The organism is Anaerococcus sp. Marseille-P3915 (genome assembly GCF_900258475.1).
GTDB lineage: Bacteria > Bacillota > Clostridia > Tissierellales > Peptoniphilaceae > Anaerococcus > Anaerococcus kampingae.
Window position 1 is genome coordinate 919,491 of record NZ_LT984887.1, and the last position, 15,697, is coordinate 935,187.

Below are 15,697 nucleotides of genomic sequence, written 5' to 3' on the forward strand. Positions count from 1 at the left end.
CCTTAGTCTTGCAAATCTTTATGGATATTTTCTATAATTGTCTCTACAGCTTCTTCTTTATTTAGGTTAATATTTTCAAGATCAGATCTTTTTGAATATTCTACTATTCCTTCACTTGCATCCTTACCTACTGTTATCCTATATGGAATTCCTATTAGGTCCCTGTCGTTAAATTTAACACCTGGGCGTTCTTTTCTATCATCAAGAAGAACATCTATCCTAGCATCTTTTAGATTTTTATAAATCTCTTCACCTAGTTCTTTTTGCTCTTCCTTGTTTGGATTTACAATTGTAACTATGGCTTCAAATGGTGCTACAGATGTAGGCCAGATTATTCCCTTATCATCGTGGTTTTGCTCTACAATTGCTGATACAGATCTTGATACACCTATACCGTAAGAGCCCATAACGAATGGTTTTGAAACGCCATTTTGGTCTAGGAAATTTGCCCCAATTGCTTCTGAGTATTTAGTTCCTAATTGGAAGATGTTTCCTACTTCTATACCACGAGCTGATAGATATTTTCCGCTGCCATCATAAGCATCATCGCCTTCTTTGGCTAGGGTTAAATCTTCTGCAATCTCCCCATCAAAATCCCTCTTATAGTTTGCATTTATATAGTGGTAGCCAGCCTTGTTAGCTCCCACTACAAGGTTATTAATTTCTGTAAGTGACTTATCAATTATTACCCTTACATCCTTTAGGCCGATTGGTCCTGTATAGCCAGGTTCAGTATATTTTTCTATACTTTCATCATCTGCCATGAAAATTTCATGCTCTGGAACACCTAGGTAGGCAATAAGTTTAGCTATATTTAAGTCCCTATCACCAGGGATAAAGACAAATACAAGTTCTCCTTCTACCAAAAGGTCTACTGCCTTTGCACATTTGATTTTTTCTTCATTTAAGAATTCGCTTACATCTTCTATGGTTTTCTTGTCAGTAGTTTTTACTAATTCCAATTCTTTTTCTTCTTCTTTTATAACCGGAACTATGCTTCTTGCCTTTTCGTCTGTATAAGCCTTATCAGAATTTTCTGTATAAAGGATGACTCCTTCACCACTTTCAGCAAGGGCCATAAATTCGTGACTCTTTCTACCACCCATAGCTCCTGTATCACCTTCAACTATTCTGTAGTCAAGCTTCATTTTGTCAAAGGCATATTCATAAGCCTTCCACATATTGTCATATGCTTTTTCTAGTCCTTCAAAGTCTTGGTCAAAGGTGTAGGCGTCTTTCATTAGGAAATCACGTGACCTATTTATACCAAATCTAGGTCTTTTCTCATCCCTAAACTTATCTACTATTTGGTAGATATTAAGTGGAAGTTGCTTATAAGAATTAAGCTCGTCTTTTACTAAATCTACGAAAGATTCTTCGGCTGTTGGACCTAGGGCGTATTCCCTATCGTGTCTGTCTTTAATTTTAAACATCTCAGGACCAAATGTTTCCCATCTGCCTGATGCATCCCAAATTTCTCTAGGTTGTAAGATTGATGTTGATACCTCAATTGCTCCATGGCTATCCATGGCATCTCTAACTATTGCTTCGATTTTATTTATAACCTTTTTACCAAGTGGTAGGAAGGAATAAATTCCTGAAGCTTGACGTCTGATAAAAGCACCTCTAGTTAGAAGCTTGTGGCTTGCTGTTTCAGCATCCACAGGATCTTCTCTTAGGGTTGGCATATAATAATTTGATAATCTCATTTAATTAACACTCCTCATTGAAAGACCAATTCTTTCTTTTTTCTTATCTATTTCTATAATTTTTACAGTAACTACCTCAGAGTTTGTCAAAACATCGTGAGGATTTTTTATAAACTTATCGGAAATTTCTGATATATGGACTAGACCATCTGTTCCTACTCCAATATCTACAAAAGCTCCAAAATCAGTTATGTTTCTAACTTTCCCTTTAAGTATCATACCCTCTTTTAGGTCATCAAGACTCATAACTTCTTTTTTTGTCAAAACCTCGGGATTATCATCTCTCGGGTCCCTTCCGGGCTTCTTTAGCTCTTTTATGATGTCTATTAGAGTCGGTTCTCCTACTTCTAGTTTTTGAGCCGTTTCTTCTATATTTATATCATCTAAGTTTAAGCCTTCTAGTTTTTTTGCTATCTTGTAGCTTTCAGGGTGGACTCCTGTATTATCCAAAATCTCGGGTGATGATGGAAATCTCAAAAAGCCTGCAGCAAGCTCGTATGTTTTCTTGCCAAGGCCCTTTACATCTAAAAGGTCCTTCCTATATTTAATCTTTCCATCCTTGAAATCTTCTTCGATTCTTTTTGCAAGATTTTGATTTAGACCTGATACATATGATAAAAGCTTATAGGAAGCATTATTTATACTAACTCCCACCTCATTTACCGCATCTTCTACAACCTTAGCAAGCTCTAAATCAAGCTTTTTAGCATCAAGATCGTGTTGGTATTGGCCAACTCCTATGTGTTTTGGCTCAATTTTTACAAGCTCTGCCATAGGGTCTTGGAGTCTTCTTGCCATTGAAATTGCTCCTCTTATAGTTACATCTAGGTCTGGAAATTCTTCTTCTCCAAGGGCTGAAGCTGAGTAAACACTAGCCCCTGCCTCATTTACTATAGCATAGCTTACCCCTTCTACTTCCTTAAGGAGTTTATTTACAACTAGCTCAGTTTCCCTAGATGCTGTTGCATTACCAAGAGCTATAAGGCTTACTCCGTATTTTTCTATAAGTTTTTTTAAAGTTGCAATAGCCTCTTTTTCTTTCTTATGGGGTTCTACCGGATAAATTACTGCCTTATCCAAATATTTTCCATTCTTATCTACAACTGCTACCTTACAACCTGTCCTAAAACCTGGGTCAAGCCCCATTACAACCTGACCTTTGATTGGTCTTTGCAATAAATAAGGCTTTAGATTGTCTCCAAATACTCTGATAGATTCATCGCTTGCTTCTTCTGTTAGCTTATTTCTTAGCTCTGTTGTAATCGAAGGAAGCATTAATCTCTTGTAAGCATCATCGATTGTAGCTTTTACCAAGCCTTCTTGGTAAGAATTATAGACCTTATCCTGACTTATTAGCTTATAGATTAAGTTTTTGTTATAGTCATCAGTAAAATCAATCTTTACAGTCAATATATCTTCTTTTTCAGCCCTATTTATAGCTAAAATTTGGAAAGATTTCAAATCCTTAAGCTTTTTAGAAAAATCATGGTAATTTTCGTAAAGATTATCTTCTTCTGCCTTAAGCTTGCTCACTAGACTTGCCCTCACAAGGCCATCTCTTCTTATAATATTTCTAGCTTCTATTGAATTTGCAATGTCTTCTGCAAGTATATCTAGAGCTCTTATTATAATTTCCTTTTCATCTTCTAAATTTTCTTGCTTATAATTAATAGCTTCCTTTATGGCTGCTTCTTCATCGCTAATCCCTGTAAGAAGCTTATCTAAAAACTTATCAAGTCCAAATTCTCTAGATATATCAGCCCTGGTCTTTCTTCTAGATTTGAAAGGTGCGTAAATATCTTCTAAGATTGTAAGGGTGTTAGTTGCTAAGATTTTTTCTTTTAATTCATCTGTAAGCTCTCCCTTATTATCAATGGCATTTATTATTTCTTCCTGCCTTTTTTCGATATTTCTTAGCTTGTTGAGATTTTTTTCAATATCTCTTATCTCAACATCTGTAAGATTACCTGTAACTTCCTTCCTATACCTAGCTATAAAGGCTACTGTTGAGCCTTCATCCAAGAGTGTGATAACATTGTCTATTGAGTCTTCTTTAATATTTAATTCTTTTGATAAAATTTCTGTAATATTCATAAATTCCTTATAATAAAATAATTTTCAATATATATATAATTAATAAATGTGCTGGATAAAATATATAAAATCCCCACTTGCTAGATTTACCTTTTTGTCCGTTATATAAAAATATGAGTGGTATAGATAAATAAACCATGTAAGGAATATAAACCGCATAGCCTCTAGTGAATCGCGAAAAGGCAAATGACAATAAAATCGCAAGGCCTGTCATTATTTTACTATTTCTTGCAAAATATAATAGACCAATAGCTGTGATTACCTTATAAGTATAGTCAGCTTTTATGCCAATAGCTATTAAGGATACACTTATAAATGACAAACAAATAAGCAATATTTTCTTGAAAGTATCCATTTCTTCAGCTATTTGCCATATATAAAGCATGGTTCCAGCCAAAAATAAGGTGAAAAATACATTTTGCCTTGAAAAGTCAAAAACCGTTCCTGTAAAGGCTAGGTCATAAAATATTTCTGAAACGAAGGCAAAAATTAATAACCTAGCCAGGTATTTTTTAATATCACTTGTTAGTATAATCCCTTGGACTAATAGAAAGGAAAATATTGGCATGGCGATTCTCCCTATTAGCATGAAAGTATCTGCAAGTTTAATATATCCTAAACCATATAATAAAAATGATTGTGCTAGGTGACTTAGAAGCATGGCTGTAGATGCTATTACCTTTAAAGCACTTGTACTTAGAAATCTCCTATCAGATTTCCATGATTTTAATAGTTCTTCCCTGTTTATCATTGGTAGTTTCCTTTAATGAAGTTTATCTTATATTTCGGAAAAATTAAAGATATAGTTTTACCAGCTAAGCTATGATCTTTCTCATTTACTTTATCAATATGACTTGGATCAAAGAAAACCATCTTTAGCTCTCTTGATTTGTTATCATCTATACTTAACTCGAATTTATACCTTTCCCTATCTTCATCATAGGCTAAAAGAATATCCATAAATCTTCCATAGTCATAATCATTTATAACTTCAAATTCTAAATCTACCCTGTAGGAGTCATCTTCTAATAAATTAAATTTTGCTTTCTCACTCTTGTAAGAGATTGTTTTTTTTGTATTCAAATCTGTTAGAGTCATTGTAGTTACTAAGTTGTTTGAACTAGCCATCAAATTAATTATATCTGTATTAGAGAGATCTTTTTCAATTTTTTCTATTGGTTCATCAGCTTTTAATTTCTTTTTGAAATTTGACATAGGAATAGGCCCTTTTGAATCTATTTTCTCTTTTGCCTCTTCTATACTACTTTTATTTTTAAGCACTCTTCTATGGCGCTTCTTAGAATTTTTATTATCTGATGATAAATAAGCATCTATATCCGAAAAATCCATCTGATCGTCTATAACTATATTTTCTTTTTGGCTCAGATATTGATAAGTCGAATATAAGGTCTTAAAAACCATATACAAAAAAGAAAGACTTGTTAAAAGATTTATAATGTTTTTAGGTAAGACATTATTAAAATTAACAAGATTTACGATAAGCATAAGTAAAAAAGGTCTTATCCCAGTAAATTTCACAAAATTCTTTAGGGATGAATCTTCACGCTTTTCTTTCTTTTTAAGCTTAATTAAAATTAACAAAACTCTTATCAAAAAATCTATGAAAGCTGCTATGTAAAGGCCTATAACAATATTGAAAACATAAGGGTAGTTGTTATATATATCAAATGGCAAACTCCTTATACTCAAATCGATTAAAAAGCTTGTTGTCAGTAAAAATAAGCCGCTTTTTCTAAAGGTCTTTGATGCAATATATAGAATGATTAGGACAAGAAAAGCTCCTATTGCAAATCCTATAAATTGATTATTTATTATAAAATTGTAAATTTGCTCTAAAATTATTGAATAGTCCATTTTTGCTCCATTCTAATTATTTAATTCTAACACTATATATTATATAGACGAAATAAAAAAATACTAGTAAAATGTATTTATGCTAGAATAACTCAATGGTAGAGTAACGGTATCGTAAACCGGAAGTTGCAGGTTCAAGTCCTGTTTCTAGCTCCATCTACAAAGGCTAGCTATTTAAAGCTAGCCTTTTTTATAAATTTTCTATATATGCCCCTTCTGGGTCAATTTTAAGTTTTTTTACCTGCCAAGTTGAAAAATCACTTGCCATATTTTTTTTGATATCATCAAAAATATCATCTCTCTTATCTGCTATTAGCATCATTGTAGGACCTGCTCCACTTAAGTAAACACCTAGTGCTCCAAGCTCTAATGATTTATTATATATTTTATCATAGCCTTTTATTAAGGATTTCCTATATGGCTGGTGGATTTTATCATATAGACAAATTTTTATTAAATCCTTGTCTAAATCTTTTAGGGCAAAGCCAAGAACAGCCGCTCTTTGTATATTATTTATAGCATCTTTTAGTAGAAGTTTATCAGATATCACATTTCTGGAATCTTCTGTCCTTAGCTTAAAGTCAGGAATTAGACCGATTAATTCAAGATTTTTATTTGGTATTATTTTTTTATGATAAACTCTCTCCCCATCCCTTACACAAAGCAAAAGTCCTCCAAATATTGCAGGTCCTACATTGTCTGGATGGCCTTCTATCTCTACTGCAATATCAAGGGCTAAATCCTTATCAATTTTTCCTTCTAAGATGTAAAGGGCAGCATAAATTCCTGCAACGATACAAGTTGATGAAGACCCAAGACCCCTTGTCATTGGCACTAGCCCATCTATTTCTACCTCTATAGGAATAGCTTCCTTTCCTAGGTAAGAAAAAGTATATTTATAGGCTTCTATAACTAGGTTATCCTCTCTAAATTCATCACCTTCCCTAAAGTTAAAACTATTATAAAGATTAAGTGATAAACCATAACTATCAAAGCCACAACCTACATTTGCACTTGTTGCAGGTACCTTGATCATAAATCCCTTCATTTTAATTTCCTCAAAACTTCTTCTTTTAGCTTAGATGGATCGATTATATCCTTATGGATTACTTCCATATCCTTCAAGGCTGATAGATTTTCAGGAACTTCATTAGCCATAAGCTCTCCTATTTTTTCAAGCTTCTCAAAATCATCATCTCCTCCATCAATTCCTAGGGAATTTAAAACCTTGTCAGGAAACTTAAGGGGATTGGCTGTTGATGCTATTATTGTTTGTGTATCATCGCCTGTTTCTTTTTTATATTTTTCATAAACACTTACAGCAACAGCTGTGTGGGGGTCTATTAAATATTTGTAGGAATCATAAGTACTTTTTATTGCATCTTTTACATCTTCTTCGCCTGCAAAGTTTGCATAGATTAAATCATCATAGTTCTTATCCCAAAGATAAATTTTATCTTTGTTTAAAGATTCCATGGCTTCGGCCACTTTTTTATAGTTTCCATCAGATAGGTGATATAATAGTCTTTCAAGATTTGAAGAAATCAATATATCCATAGATGGAGATGATGTTAAAATCAACTTTCTATTTGAATCATAAGACCCAGTTTTAAAAAAATCTGTTAAGATTTTATTATCATTTGAAGCTATGATCAATTTATTAATAGGAAGCCCCATGTTTTTTGCATAAAAAGCAGCTAGAACATTTCCGAAATTGCCTGTAGGCACAGCAATATTTACCTTTTCACCAAGTTTTATTTTTTTATTTTGTACTAGTCTTAGATAGGTGTAAACATAGTAAACAACCTGTGGGATGAGCCTACCTATATTTATAGAATTTGCCGATGATAATTCATAGCCTTTTTCTAGGATTTTTTTATTAAATTCCTTGTCATTAAAAGCATCTTTTACTGCTGTTTGGGCATTGTCGAAATTTCCTTTTATAGCAAAAACATTTAGGTTTTCCCCTTCTTGACTTATCATTTGTAGCTTTTGAATGGCTGATACCCCATCTTTTGGATAAAAGACCATTGCCCTTACCCCATCTACATCCTTAAATCCTTCTAGGGCTGCCTTTCCTGTATCTCCAGATGTGGCAACGAGGATTAAAACTTTCTTATCATCTCCATTTACTTCTAATGAAGCCTTAAGTAAAAAAGGAAGTATTGATAGGGCCATATCCTTAAAAGCATGAGTTATACCATGGTATAGCTCCATTATAAAGGCATTTGTTTCTTTAATCTTTACAACTTCCTCTGGGAATTTTTGATCATAAGCCTTTTTTACAATGATATCTAGCTTATCTCCTAAATCATCAAAATACATCTTTAAAATGTAGCTAGCAAGTTCTCTATAATCTAGATCAATAAGCTTAGATAAGTCTCCTAAGGAAGGAAAATTCATTGGCACAAACAGGCCACCATCATCTGCTATAGACCTAATTATAGCTTGGCTTGGATTTATTTGGCTTCTGTCTGTTCTTGTGGATACGTATTTCATTAGTAATTCCTACCTTCAAGTCTAACTATAAGAGAATTAGGATCAGCATCTAGTCTTTCCTTTAAATCAACATATTTTGCATCCCTTATTAGACTTGCCTTTAATTTATCATCGATAACTTCTTCATCAAAATCATCTAAATTTACAAGATTTCTGTCATATCTTAGATAAAAATCAGCCCTTATATCACTGCTATCTATCTTTCTATTTAGACCTTCGCCAAGTCTTACCTTGGATTGTCTATCAAAAATAATATCTATTATGTCATTTATGATAGCATTGGCTGTAGGAAGCATGCCTGCACCTTGGCCATAAAATTTAAGTTCTCCTACCATATCACCAAAGACAGTAACAGAGTTAAAGGCACCTCTTACAGATGCAAAATATGAGTCTGAATATACTCCTACCGGGGCAACACAGGCCTTAATCTTGTTATCTTCAATATAGGAATCACCTATTAGTTTTATAGTCCTGCCATTATCTTTAAGAATTCTAATATCATCTGCTGTAATTTTAGAAATACCATCTACGAGTATATCATCCTCACTGACTTCTTGCCTAAAAGCCATTGTAGATAGAATTCTTAACTTTCTATGGGTATCAAAACCTTCAACATCTGCACTTGGGTCAGCTTCAGCATATCCTAAATCTTGAGCTTCTTTTAAGACATCGCTATAATCAAGTCCTTCTTCAGTCATCTTAGATAGAATATAATTGCATGTACCATTTAAAATCCCCCTAACCCTAGTGATTTCATTTTCCATTACAAGGTCCCCAAGGGGTTTTAAAACTGGAATCCCTCCAGCAACTGCCGCTTCGTGAAGGAAGTGAAGATTCATATCCCTAGCAAGGTCATTTAATTCAGGAAAATATTTACTAATAGCAGCCTTGTTTGCCGATACTACATGCTTGCCATTTTTCATAGATTTAAGCATCATATCCTTAGCTTGATCAACTGATGATGTAACTTCGACAACTATATCTATAGATGAATCATTTATTATTTCATCAAAGTCTGTTGTAAGTAAATCTTTATCAATATCAACTCCATAAGAATCTCTAACTTTTCTAACTAAAACTTTTTTTATTTCAATTTCTGCATTAGTATAGAATTTAATTGAATCTTGTTTTTCTCTAATTAGCTTTACTATCCCCTGGCCAACTGTACCATATCCTAGTATAGCAAGTCCTACTACTCTTTTCACTTCTTACTCCTTGAATATAATTATTTGAGTTTTAAATTTACAAATAAAGTATCTTAATATTAATCATCAAAAATATTTTTTCGACTAAGATATTTTGTATAGATAATACCTTAATTTTTGCTTTACTCAAGTATTATCTTAACCTACTACAAATAAGGATTATTTAAGAATTATATTTTGCATATAAAAAGACCCCCAAAGGGGTCTCTTATTCTTTATGTACTATGAAATTATTCTTGGTCGATTGCTTCTACTGGGCAAACTGCTGAGCATGAACCACAATCTATACAAGCATCTGCATCAATTTCAAAAGCAGCATCGCCTTGAGAGATTGCTCCTACTGGGCATTCACCTTCGCATGAACCACAAGAAATACAAGTATTTTCATCTATTCTGTATGCCATAATTTCCTCCTATGTTTATTATATGATTAGTATACAATAATATTCATAATATGTCAAGTAAAACATGAAATTTTATTAAAATATTCTAGAAATCTGATTAATTATTCATAATGATAATTATTATCATCTGTCTTTGCTTATATCTTCTATCCTATAAAATTCTTCTATTTCCTCATCGCTTTCATCAAGGTTTAACCTAACCTTACACAAACCTCTAATGTAATCATTATCTACCACCGTACCTACTCCATCTACAGTAGAAACTTTATGGCCCTTTTTAGGATGCTCTTTTTTAGCTTTTAGATAATTATCTTCCTCAAAATCTAAGCAGCACATAAGTCTACCACATACTCCAGATATCTTATTTGGATCTAAGGTTATTCCTTGGTCTTTGGCCATCTTTATTGATAAAGGATTAAACTCTGTCATAAAACGAGAGCAGCAAGTTTTTTGTCCACATGAGCCATGAAAATCTTTAAGCTTAGCATGGTCTCTAACACCGATTTGTCTTAACTCAATTCTATTCTTAAATATTGACGCTAAATCTTTTACAAGAGCTCTAAAGTCTACCCTATTTTCCGATGTGAAATAAAAAGTAATTTTGCTTTTATCAAAGCTGTATTCACCTTCTACAATTTTCATATCTAGCTGATGGTCTCTTACTTTTTCTTTTGCAAGCTCCATTGCTTCTTGGGCTTCTTCTTTATTTGATTCATCTATCTCTAAATCTCTTGAGCTTGCCTTTCTTATTACACTTGATAAGTCTTTGTCAAACTTATCCTTGTCAATATCTATATTTGCAAGCGCTACTTCTGCTAGTTCTAGACCATTTGAGCTTTCGACTATCACCTTATCTTTAAAACAAAGGTTTAAATCATTGGCCTTAAAATAATATATTTTGCCAGCATTTTTAAATCTTATTCCAACTACATTCATTTATCTTTCCTGCCTTCTCTATATATATTAAAAAATATATTTTCTATACTTAATTCAAAATTAATATTATTCCTATAAGCAATTTGTATTTCTTCAAGCTTACTGATTAATCTTTCTATAACATTTAAATCCATTTGGCTAAGTTTTTCTAGATTATATGCATAGCTTGATCTGTATGGCTTTTTACTTTTATATTTTAAATCAATTAATCCTTTATAAATTTCAAGGATTGATGATATTAATTCATCTTTTTTATCCTTATAGGCTAATAAATAATCTCTCTCTTTATAATAAAAGGAGAGATTTCCCTCATAAATCTCTCTAATTATATCGGAAAGTCTCTCAAAATCAATATCGTTTTTATAATTTCCATTAGATATACTAATTATTTGACATCTTGACCTTATAGTTTGAAGTAATTTCCCGCTATTATCTGTTGTGAAAATTATAAGTATATAATCCTTAAGCTCTTCAAGACTTTTTAGCATGGCGTTTGCTGCCTCAATCCTCAAATTTTGAGCATTATGGATTATATAAATTTTGATTTTCCCATTTGTAGGTCTAATTACCATATCTTTTATTAGCGTCCTAATTGTAGATATGTCTATTATTTCCTTATCTATTACTGATAAGTCAGAATTTATACTTGACTTTACATCGTAAGAATCAAATACTTCCTTTGCAAAATCTAGGGAGTACTTTAAATTATATCCTACATCCTCTCCTTCTATTATGTAGGCATTAGATAAATTATTATTTGCTAATTGCCTTTCTAATATGGTCATATTTGTACATATTTTTCAACATCAATTATAAATACCGTTGCCCCACCTACACTTATTTCTATAGGTACTGTTGTGCTTATTAGTGAGCTTTCACCTGTAGGATTTATTATTGTTGTAGTGGTATTTCTTTTCTTACAATTCTTTTCTATTATTCCAAGTGCTTCGTCTAATTTAACTTCTTCCACACCTATTAAGAGGGTAGTGTTGCCTTTTTTTAAAAATCCACCTGTTGTTGAAAGCTTTGTTATCCTATAACCTTCATCTGTTAGGGCATCGATTAAAAAATTAACGTCTGCATCTTGTACTATAGCTACTAATAATTTCATTTTATTCCTCCAATAAGCCATAAATAATTTTGATTACATCTTCTGTTAAATCTTCTATAGACTTTCTAGCATCTACCTTTACTATTTCGTCTTTATAGAGATCAGCCATTTGCATATAGCCATCAAAGATCTTTTTGTGAAATGAAAAATCTTCGTTTTCTAGTCTATCTGCAGAAAAATTGGCTCTTTTTCTTTCTAAAGCTGTCTTATAGTCAATATTGAAAAATATGTTTAAGTCAGCCTTAAGACCTTCTGTTGCAAAATTATTTATATTCTTTATCTTATCTATACCCAAATTTCTTCCTAATCCCTGATATAATAAAGAACTTAATACAAATCTATCACAAATTACAATTTTTCCTGCTTTTAAATCAGGTTTAATTCTTTCTTCCACAAGCTGAGCTCTACTTGCTGCAAATAGGAGAGCTTCAGTCTTTGCTGACATCTCGGAATTTTCATTGTCAATTATTATTGATCTGATTTTTTCAGAAATGGGTGTTCCACCTGGCTCCCTATAGAAGCTTACAGGATGAGAGTCATTTTCTAATATCGTCTTAACTTTTTCTAATATGGTTGTTTTTCCAGACCCGTCTGGTCCTTCAAATACTATAAATTTTCCGCTCATATATCCATTATACTATATTTTCCTAAAATAAGTCTAGGAGTATTTTTTCTTTAAAATTTCCAAATAAAAAAACCATTGTCTATAATAAAGAGCAATGGCTTTAAATATTATTCGTTATCTTCAGATTCTTCAGTTTCATCAACTGTTGGTACATCAGCTGCATCTGCTGCTTCTTCTTCATCGTCAATGATTTCTTCTTCAGATACTTCTTGTAGTGAGCAGATAACTTCTTCTGCATCAGCAAGTACATTGATATTTTCATCTTTGAAGATGTCAAGATCAGCAACTGTTTTGTTTTCACCAATTTGTAGGTCTTTGATTTCAACATCTGCTGTTTGTGGGATGTATTTTGGTAGACATTCTACTTCTACTACATCTATATTTTGTACTAGTACTCCCGCATCAGCATTTAGGTCATCTCTACCGATTAGGTTAACTGGAACAGTAACTCTGATTGCTTGATTTTGGTCTATAGCCTGAAAATCTACATGTAAAAATTGGTTTTTGTATGGATGAGTTTGGAAATCCTTGATAAGTACTTCTTTACCTTCTCCATTGACATCTAGTGTTATAATTGTAGATGTTCCAGCTTGTCTAAGAACTTTATCAAATTCTCTAGCTTCGAATTGAACATTTACATTTTCTTGATTTTTGGCATAAACTACTCCTGGTATAAGTTCATTACTTCTAAGTTTGTTAACTTTATTTTTACCAGTAGCTTCTCTTTTTTCTGCTTGTAAAACTAAATTAGCCATTTTGCCTCCTTATTAATTCATACTAGCTAATTATACTCCATCTTTGCCTTATTTACAATAACTTAAAGATTAATATTTTAAAATCATTGATAATTTATGCTCTTGTAATACAATATTGCTAATAGGATGAATAAATGAAGGAGAATTTTATGACAAGAAGAGGAAAATTCGGTACTGTAGATATAACTGTATTAGGTGAAGAACTAAAAGTTGGAGATAAGGCACCTGATTTTGTTGCCAATAAGATGGACCTAAGCCCTTATAATTTTTATGATGAAGAAGATGGAAAAATCAAAATAATTTCTGTTGTCCCTTCTCTTGATACGGATGTATGTGAACTTCAAACAAAGATGTTTCAAAAAGCAACTGAGTTTTTACCAGATAATGTTATAGTCCTAACAGTATCAAATGACTTACCTTTTGCCCAAATAAGATTTAAGAAAAATAAGAAAGCTGACCAAATTAAGTTTGTTTCAGACTATAATACAAGAGATTTTTCAAGTAAATATGGAACCTTAATTGAAGAATTAAAACTTTTAAATAGGTCCGTATTTGTAGTTGATAAGGATAATACAATAAAATATGTCCAATACTTAGAGCAAAATACCGATCTTCCTGAATATGAGGAAGCTGTTAGGGTTGCTAAACAATTAAGTAAATAATAACCATAAAAAACTCCTCTCATTGAGGAGTTTTTCTATTTTGTAATTAAAAATTCTTCGTATTTTTCTCTATCATAGACAACATCTAATTCACCTATAAAGTTAGAATACTTATCCGGATAGCAGAAGGATTGCTTAAACCTATATAGACCATCTTTTGAATCTAAACTAAAGGTACCACCTAGATCTAGATAATCATAACCTTTTTCTAGACACCATTTTATTTCTTCCCAAATCATATTATAGTTTGGCATCTTGTTGCGGAGCTCGTTTGAGCTTGCTGCATATAGGTAATAAACCTTATTTCCATAAGGAATTAATAAGGATGCTGAAAGAGACTTATCTTCAAAATATGATATAAATATTTCTGCATCTAGATATTCTATTAGCCTTTGGTAATAATCTTTTGGTCTATGGCCAATTTCTTGTCTTTCCGCCATTATTTTTGTAAGTTCATAGAATATATCTAAGCCTTCTTCGTCAGTTTTTATAACTGTCTTTATCCCTGCTCTTATTGATTTTCTAACGTTGTACCTTCCCTTTGATGAAAAGCTTTCAAATATTTCATCTTCATTATGACAAGTTAAATCTATTATCATATTGTATCTTGGTTGGGTGAATGAATGAGTATCAAGACCCACACTTCTAAAATCATAACCTAATTTCCTATAATCATAGACTAATTTCTCATCAAAGACTAACTCTGGGTCCATTCTTAAAAGAAAGGCATCGTATTTGTCCTTTAAAGGCTCTGCTTCCTTTATTAATTGTTCAACTAGCTTTGTATCCCTAAAATCACATACTGGCCCTCTAGGAGCATATAAGAAGTGTTTACCGTTTGTATTTTTGATTCCTATCACAGACATTGCAGCAATTATCTGCTTATTTTCTTCTATGTATACATAATCATTTGTCCAGTTGTTTTTAATTTTTGACCAAGCTGTATCTTGCATTGGTCTAGCGTAAGGACTATTTCTTACAAACTCATTATATCTTTTTAAATCATTTTCATTATTTACTATTGGCATTATCTATCATTCCCTCCAACAAGGTAAGCGTGGTAATCGCGCCTATACCACTTTTGCTTCCTAGGTAATCGACATTCATTTCACTTATAGACTCTACGTCTACATCTCCTACTATCTTACCATTTATATACGAAGTTCCAACATCTATTATTAAGCTATCATCTTTAAAATAAGTTTGATCATAATAAGATGCACTCCCTATTGCTGATATAAAAATATCAGAGTTTTTGATAAAAGTTTTAGGATTTTGACAAGAGCTATTTATTACACTTACATTTGCACTCCTACTTGCTAAATACATAGATAGGGGCTTTCCTATTACACTTGTCCTATTGGCAATCGTTATGTTTTTGCCCCTAAAATCTATTTCTTGGTTTTCTAAAAATTTTACAATAGCTCTTGATGTAGCAGGAAGAAAATCTATCCACCCTTCCATAGACTTGCCTAAAGATTTGAAAGTAAAACCATCTAAGTCTCTAATTTTGATTGATTCTTTTAAATATGTCAAATCTTCACCTGAGCCAAAAGGTGCTAAGATGATAAAGCCATCCGCTTTGTCAAAAGAATTTATAAAGGAAATTATTTCATCATTATTTTCTCTATCAAATTCTTTTTCTACGTAAGATATTCCAAACTCTTCACATCTTTTGATTATTACGTTTTTATAAAATACAGCTTCCTTATTTGGATTTTTACTTAATAGTAGGATTTTATTTTTAAAATTATTATTTTTTAGTTTATTAAGAAGTTCATCTCTTAAATTTTTAGTATTTAATAAATTCATTTTTCTCCAT

General features: G+C 32.0%; 16 protein-coding genes and 1 tRNA gene. 2 read left to right on the forward strand and 15 right to left on the reverse strand.

What is annotated here, in order from left to right:
* Window positions 1–2: 2 nt before the first annotated feature.
* From C8269_RS04550 to C8269_RS04565, 4 genes are read right to left on the reverse strand one after another with little or no spacing between them, the layout of a single operon-like run.
* The gene (locus C8269_RS04550) at window positions 3–1,709 is read right to left on the reverse strand and encodes a proline--tRNA ligase (RefSeq protein ID WP_106460560.1); all 1,707 of its coding nucleotides are present in this window, start codon (window positions 1,707–1,709) and stop codon (window positions 3–5) included.
* Complete coding sequence (locus tag C8269_RS04555; protein ID WP_106460561.1) at window positions 1,710–3,803, reverse strand: Tex-like N-terminal domain-containing protein; 2,094 nt, start codon at window positions 3,801–3,803, stop codon at window positions 1,710–1,712.
* Between the two features lie 7 nt (window positions 3,804–3,810).
* Window positions 3,811–4,554 (reverse strand): TraX family protein, encoded by a 744-nt coding sequence (locus C8269_RS04560; protein ID WP_106460562.1) that lies wholly within the window; start codon window positions 4,552–4,554, stop codon window positions 3,811–3,813.
* Complete coding sequence (locus C8269_RS04565) at window positions 4,551–5,678, reverse strand: hypothetical protein (protein ID WP_106460563.1); 1,128 nt, start codon at window positions 5,676–5,678, stop codon at window positions 4,551–4,553. The genes C8269_RS04560 and C8269_RS04565 overlap by 4 nt, the downstream gene beginning before the upstream one ends.
* A gap of 81 nt (window positions 5,679–5,759) precedes the next feature.
* On the opposite strand from C8269_RS04565, the gene C8269_RS04570 reads away from it, so the two are divergent.
* Window positions 5,760–5,834: transfer RNA gene (locus C8269_RS04570), tRNA-Thr, on the forward strand.
* A gap of 34 nt (window positions 5,835–5,868) precedes the next feature.
* Here C8269_RS04570 and thrB read toward each other — a convergent pair.
* The 9 genes from thrB to C8269_RS04615 form a co-directional block, all read right to left on the reverse strand.
* Window positions 5,869–6,726, reverse strand: a complete 858-nt coding sequence (gene thrB / locus C8269_RS04575) for a homoserine kinase (RefSeq protein ID WP_106460564.1) — start codon at window positions 6,724–6,726, stop codon at window positions 5,869–5,871.
* Entirely contained in the window at window positions 6,723–8,177 is a 1,455-nt protein-coding gene (thrC, locus tag C8269_RS04580) for a threonine synthase (RefSeq protein ID WP_106460565.1), read from the reverse strand. The genes thrB and thrC overlap by 4 nt, the downstream gene beginning before the upstream one ends.
* The gene (locus C8269_RS04585; protein ID WP_106460566.1) at window positions 8,177–9,382 is read right to left on the reverse strand and encodes a homoserine dehydrogenase; all 1,206 of its coding nucleotides are present in this window, start codon (window positions 9,380–9,382) and stop codon (window positions 8,177–8,179) included. The genes thrC and C8269_RS04585 overlap by 1 nt, the downstream gene beginning before the upstream one ends.
* 230 nt (window positions 9,383–9,612) lie before the next feature.
* Window positions 9,613–9,786: an indolepyruvate ferredoxin oxidoreductase subunit alpha gene (locus tag C8269_RS04590; RefSeq protein WP_106460567.1), complete on the reverse strand. Its 174-nt coding sequence runs from the start codon at window positions 9,784–9,786 to the stop codon at window positions 9,613–9,615.
* 123 nt (window positions 9,787–9,909) lie between these two features.
* A complete protein-coding gene (locus tag C8269_RS04595; protein WP_106460568.1) occupies window positions 9,910–10,722 on the reverse strand; it encodes a PSP1 domain-containing protein in 813 nt (270 codons plus the stop codon).
* Window positions 10,719–11,507, reverse strand: a complete 789-nt coding sequence (locus tag C8269_RS04600; protein WP_106460569.1) for a DNA polymerase III subunit delta — start codon at window positions 11,505–11,507, stop codon at window positions 10,719–10,721. Before C8269_RS04600 ends, C8269_RS04595 begins: the two co-directional genes overlap by 4 nt.
* Window positions 11,504–11,833, reverse strand: coding sequence for a cyclic-di-AMP receptor (locus tag C8269_RS04605; RefSeq protein WP_106460570.1), 330 nt, complete (start codon window positions 11,831–11,833; stop codon window positions 11,504–11,506). Before C8269_RS04605 ends, C8269_RS04600 begins: the two co-directional genes overlap by 4 nt.
* A gap of 1 nt (window position 11,834) precedes the next feature.
* Entirely contained in the window at window positions 11,835–12,458 is a 624-nt protein-coding gene (tmk, locus tag C8269_RS04610; protein ID WP_106460571.1) for a dTMP kinase, read from the reverse strand.
* Between the two features lie 107 nt (window positions 12,459–12,565).
* Entirely contained in the window at window positions 12,566–13,213 is a 648-nt protein-coding gene (locus C8269_RS04615; RefSeq protein ID WP_106460572.1) for a 50S ribosomal protein L25, read from the reverse strand.
* Between the two features lie 149 nt (window positions 13,214–13,362).
* Here C8269_RS04615 and tpx point away from each other — a divergent pair, with 149 nt between their 5' ends.
* Window positions 13,363–13,875, forward strand: coding sequence for a thiol peroxidase (tpx, locus tag C8269_RS04620; RefSeq protein ID WP_106460573.1), 513 nt, complete (start codon window positions 13,363–13,365; stop codon window positions 13,873–13,875).
* 35 nt (window positions 13,876–13,910) lie between these two features.
* Here tpx and C8269_RS04625 read toward each other — a convergent pair whose 3' ends face one another.
* Together C8269_RS04625 and C8269_RS04630 are read right to left on the reverse strand one after the other, a co-directional pair.
* Complete coding sequence (locus tag C8269_RS04625; RefSeq protein WP_106460574.1) at window positions 13,911–14,903, reverse strand: lipid II:glycine glycyltransferase FemX; 993 nt, start codon at window positions 14,901–14,903, stop codon at window positions 13,911–13,913.
* Window positions 14,887–15,687, reverse strand: coding sequence for a bifunctional 5,10-methylenetetrahydrofolate dehydrogenase/5,10-methenyltetrahydrofolate cyclohydrolase (locus C8269_RS04630; protein ID WP_106460575.1), 801 nt, complete (start codon window positions 15,685–15,687; stop codon window positions 14,887–14,889). The genes C8269_RS04625 and C8269_RS04630 overlap by 17 nt, the downstream gene beginning before the upstream one ends.
* Between the last annotated feature and the right edge of the window lie 10 nt (window positions 15,688–15,697).

Coding starts and splice junctions, on each gene's coding strand:
- thrB (WP_106460564.1), bottom strand. CDS start 6,726: ATGAAGGGATTTATGATCAAGGTACCTGCAACAAGTGCAAATGTAGGT.
- C8269_RS04615 (WP_106460572.1), bottom strand. CDS start 13,213: ATGGCTAATTTAGTTTTACAAGCAGAAAAAAGAGAAGCTACTGGTAAA.
- tpx (WP_106460573.1), top strand. CDS start 13,363: ATGACAAGAAGAGGAAAATTCGGTACTGTAGATATAACTGTATTAGGT.
- C8269_RS04625 (WP_106460574.1), bottom strand. CDS start 14,903: ATGCCAATAGTAAATAATGAAAATGATTTAAAAAGATATAATGAGTTT.
- C8269_RS04560 (WP_106460562.1), bottom strand. CDS start 4,554: ATGATAAACAGGGAAGAACTATTAAAATCATGGAAATCTGATAGGAGA.
- C8269_RS04595 (WP_106460568.1), bottom strand. CDS start 10,722: ATGAATGTAGTTGGAATAAGATTTAAAAATGCTGGCAAAATATATTAT.
- C8269_RS04600 (WP_106460569.1), bottom strand. CDS start 11,507: ATGACCATATTAGAAAGGCAATTAGCAAATAATAATTTATCTAATGCC.
- C8269_RS04590 (WP_106460567.1), bottom strand. CDS start 9,786: ATGGCATACAGAATAGATGAAAATACTTGTATTTCTTGTGGTTCATGC.
- tmk (WP_106460571.1), bottom strand. CDS start 12,458: ATGAGCGGAAAATTTATAGTATTTGAAGGACCAGACGGGTCTGGAAAA.
- C8269_RS04565 (WP_106460563.1), bottom strand. CDS start 5,678: ATGGACTATTCAATAATTTTAGAGCAAATTTACAATTTTATAATAAAT.
- C8269_RS04550 (WP_106460560.1), bottom strand. CDS start 1,709: ATGAGATTATCAAATTATTATATGCCAACCCTAAGAGAAGATCCTGTG.
- C8269_RS04630 (WP_106460575.1), bottom strand. CDS start 15,687: ATGAATTTATTAAATACTAAAAATTTAAGAGATGAACTTCTTAATAAA.
- C8269_RS04605 (WP_106460570.1), bottom strand. CDS start 11,833: ATGAAATTATTAGTAGCTATAGTACAAGATGCAGACGTTAATTTTTTA.
- thrC (WP_106460565.1), bottom strand. CDS start 8,177: ATGAAATACGTATCCACAAGAACAGACAGAAGCCAAATAAATCCAAGC.
- C8269_RS04555 (WP_106460561.1), bottom strand. CDS start 3,803: ATGAATATTACAGAAATTTTATCAAAAGAATTAAATATTAAAGAAGAC.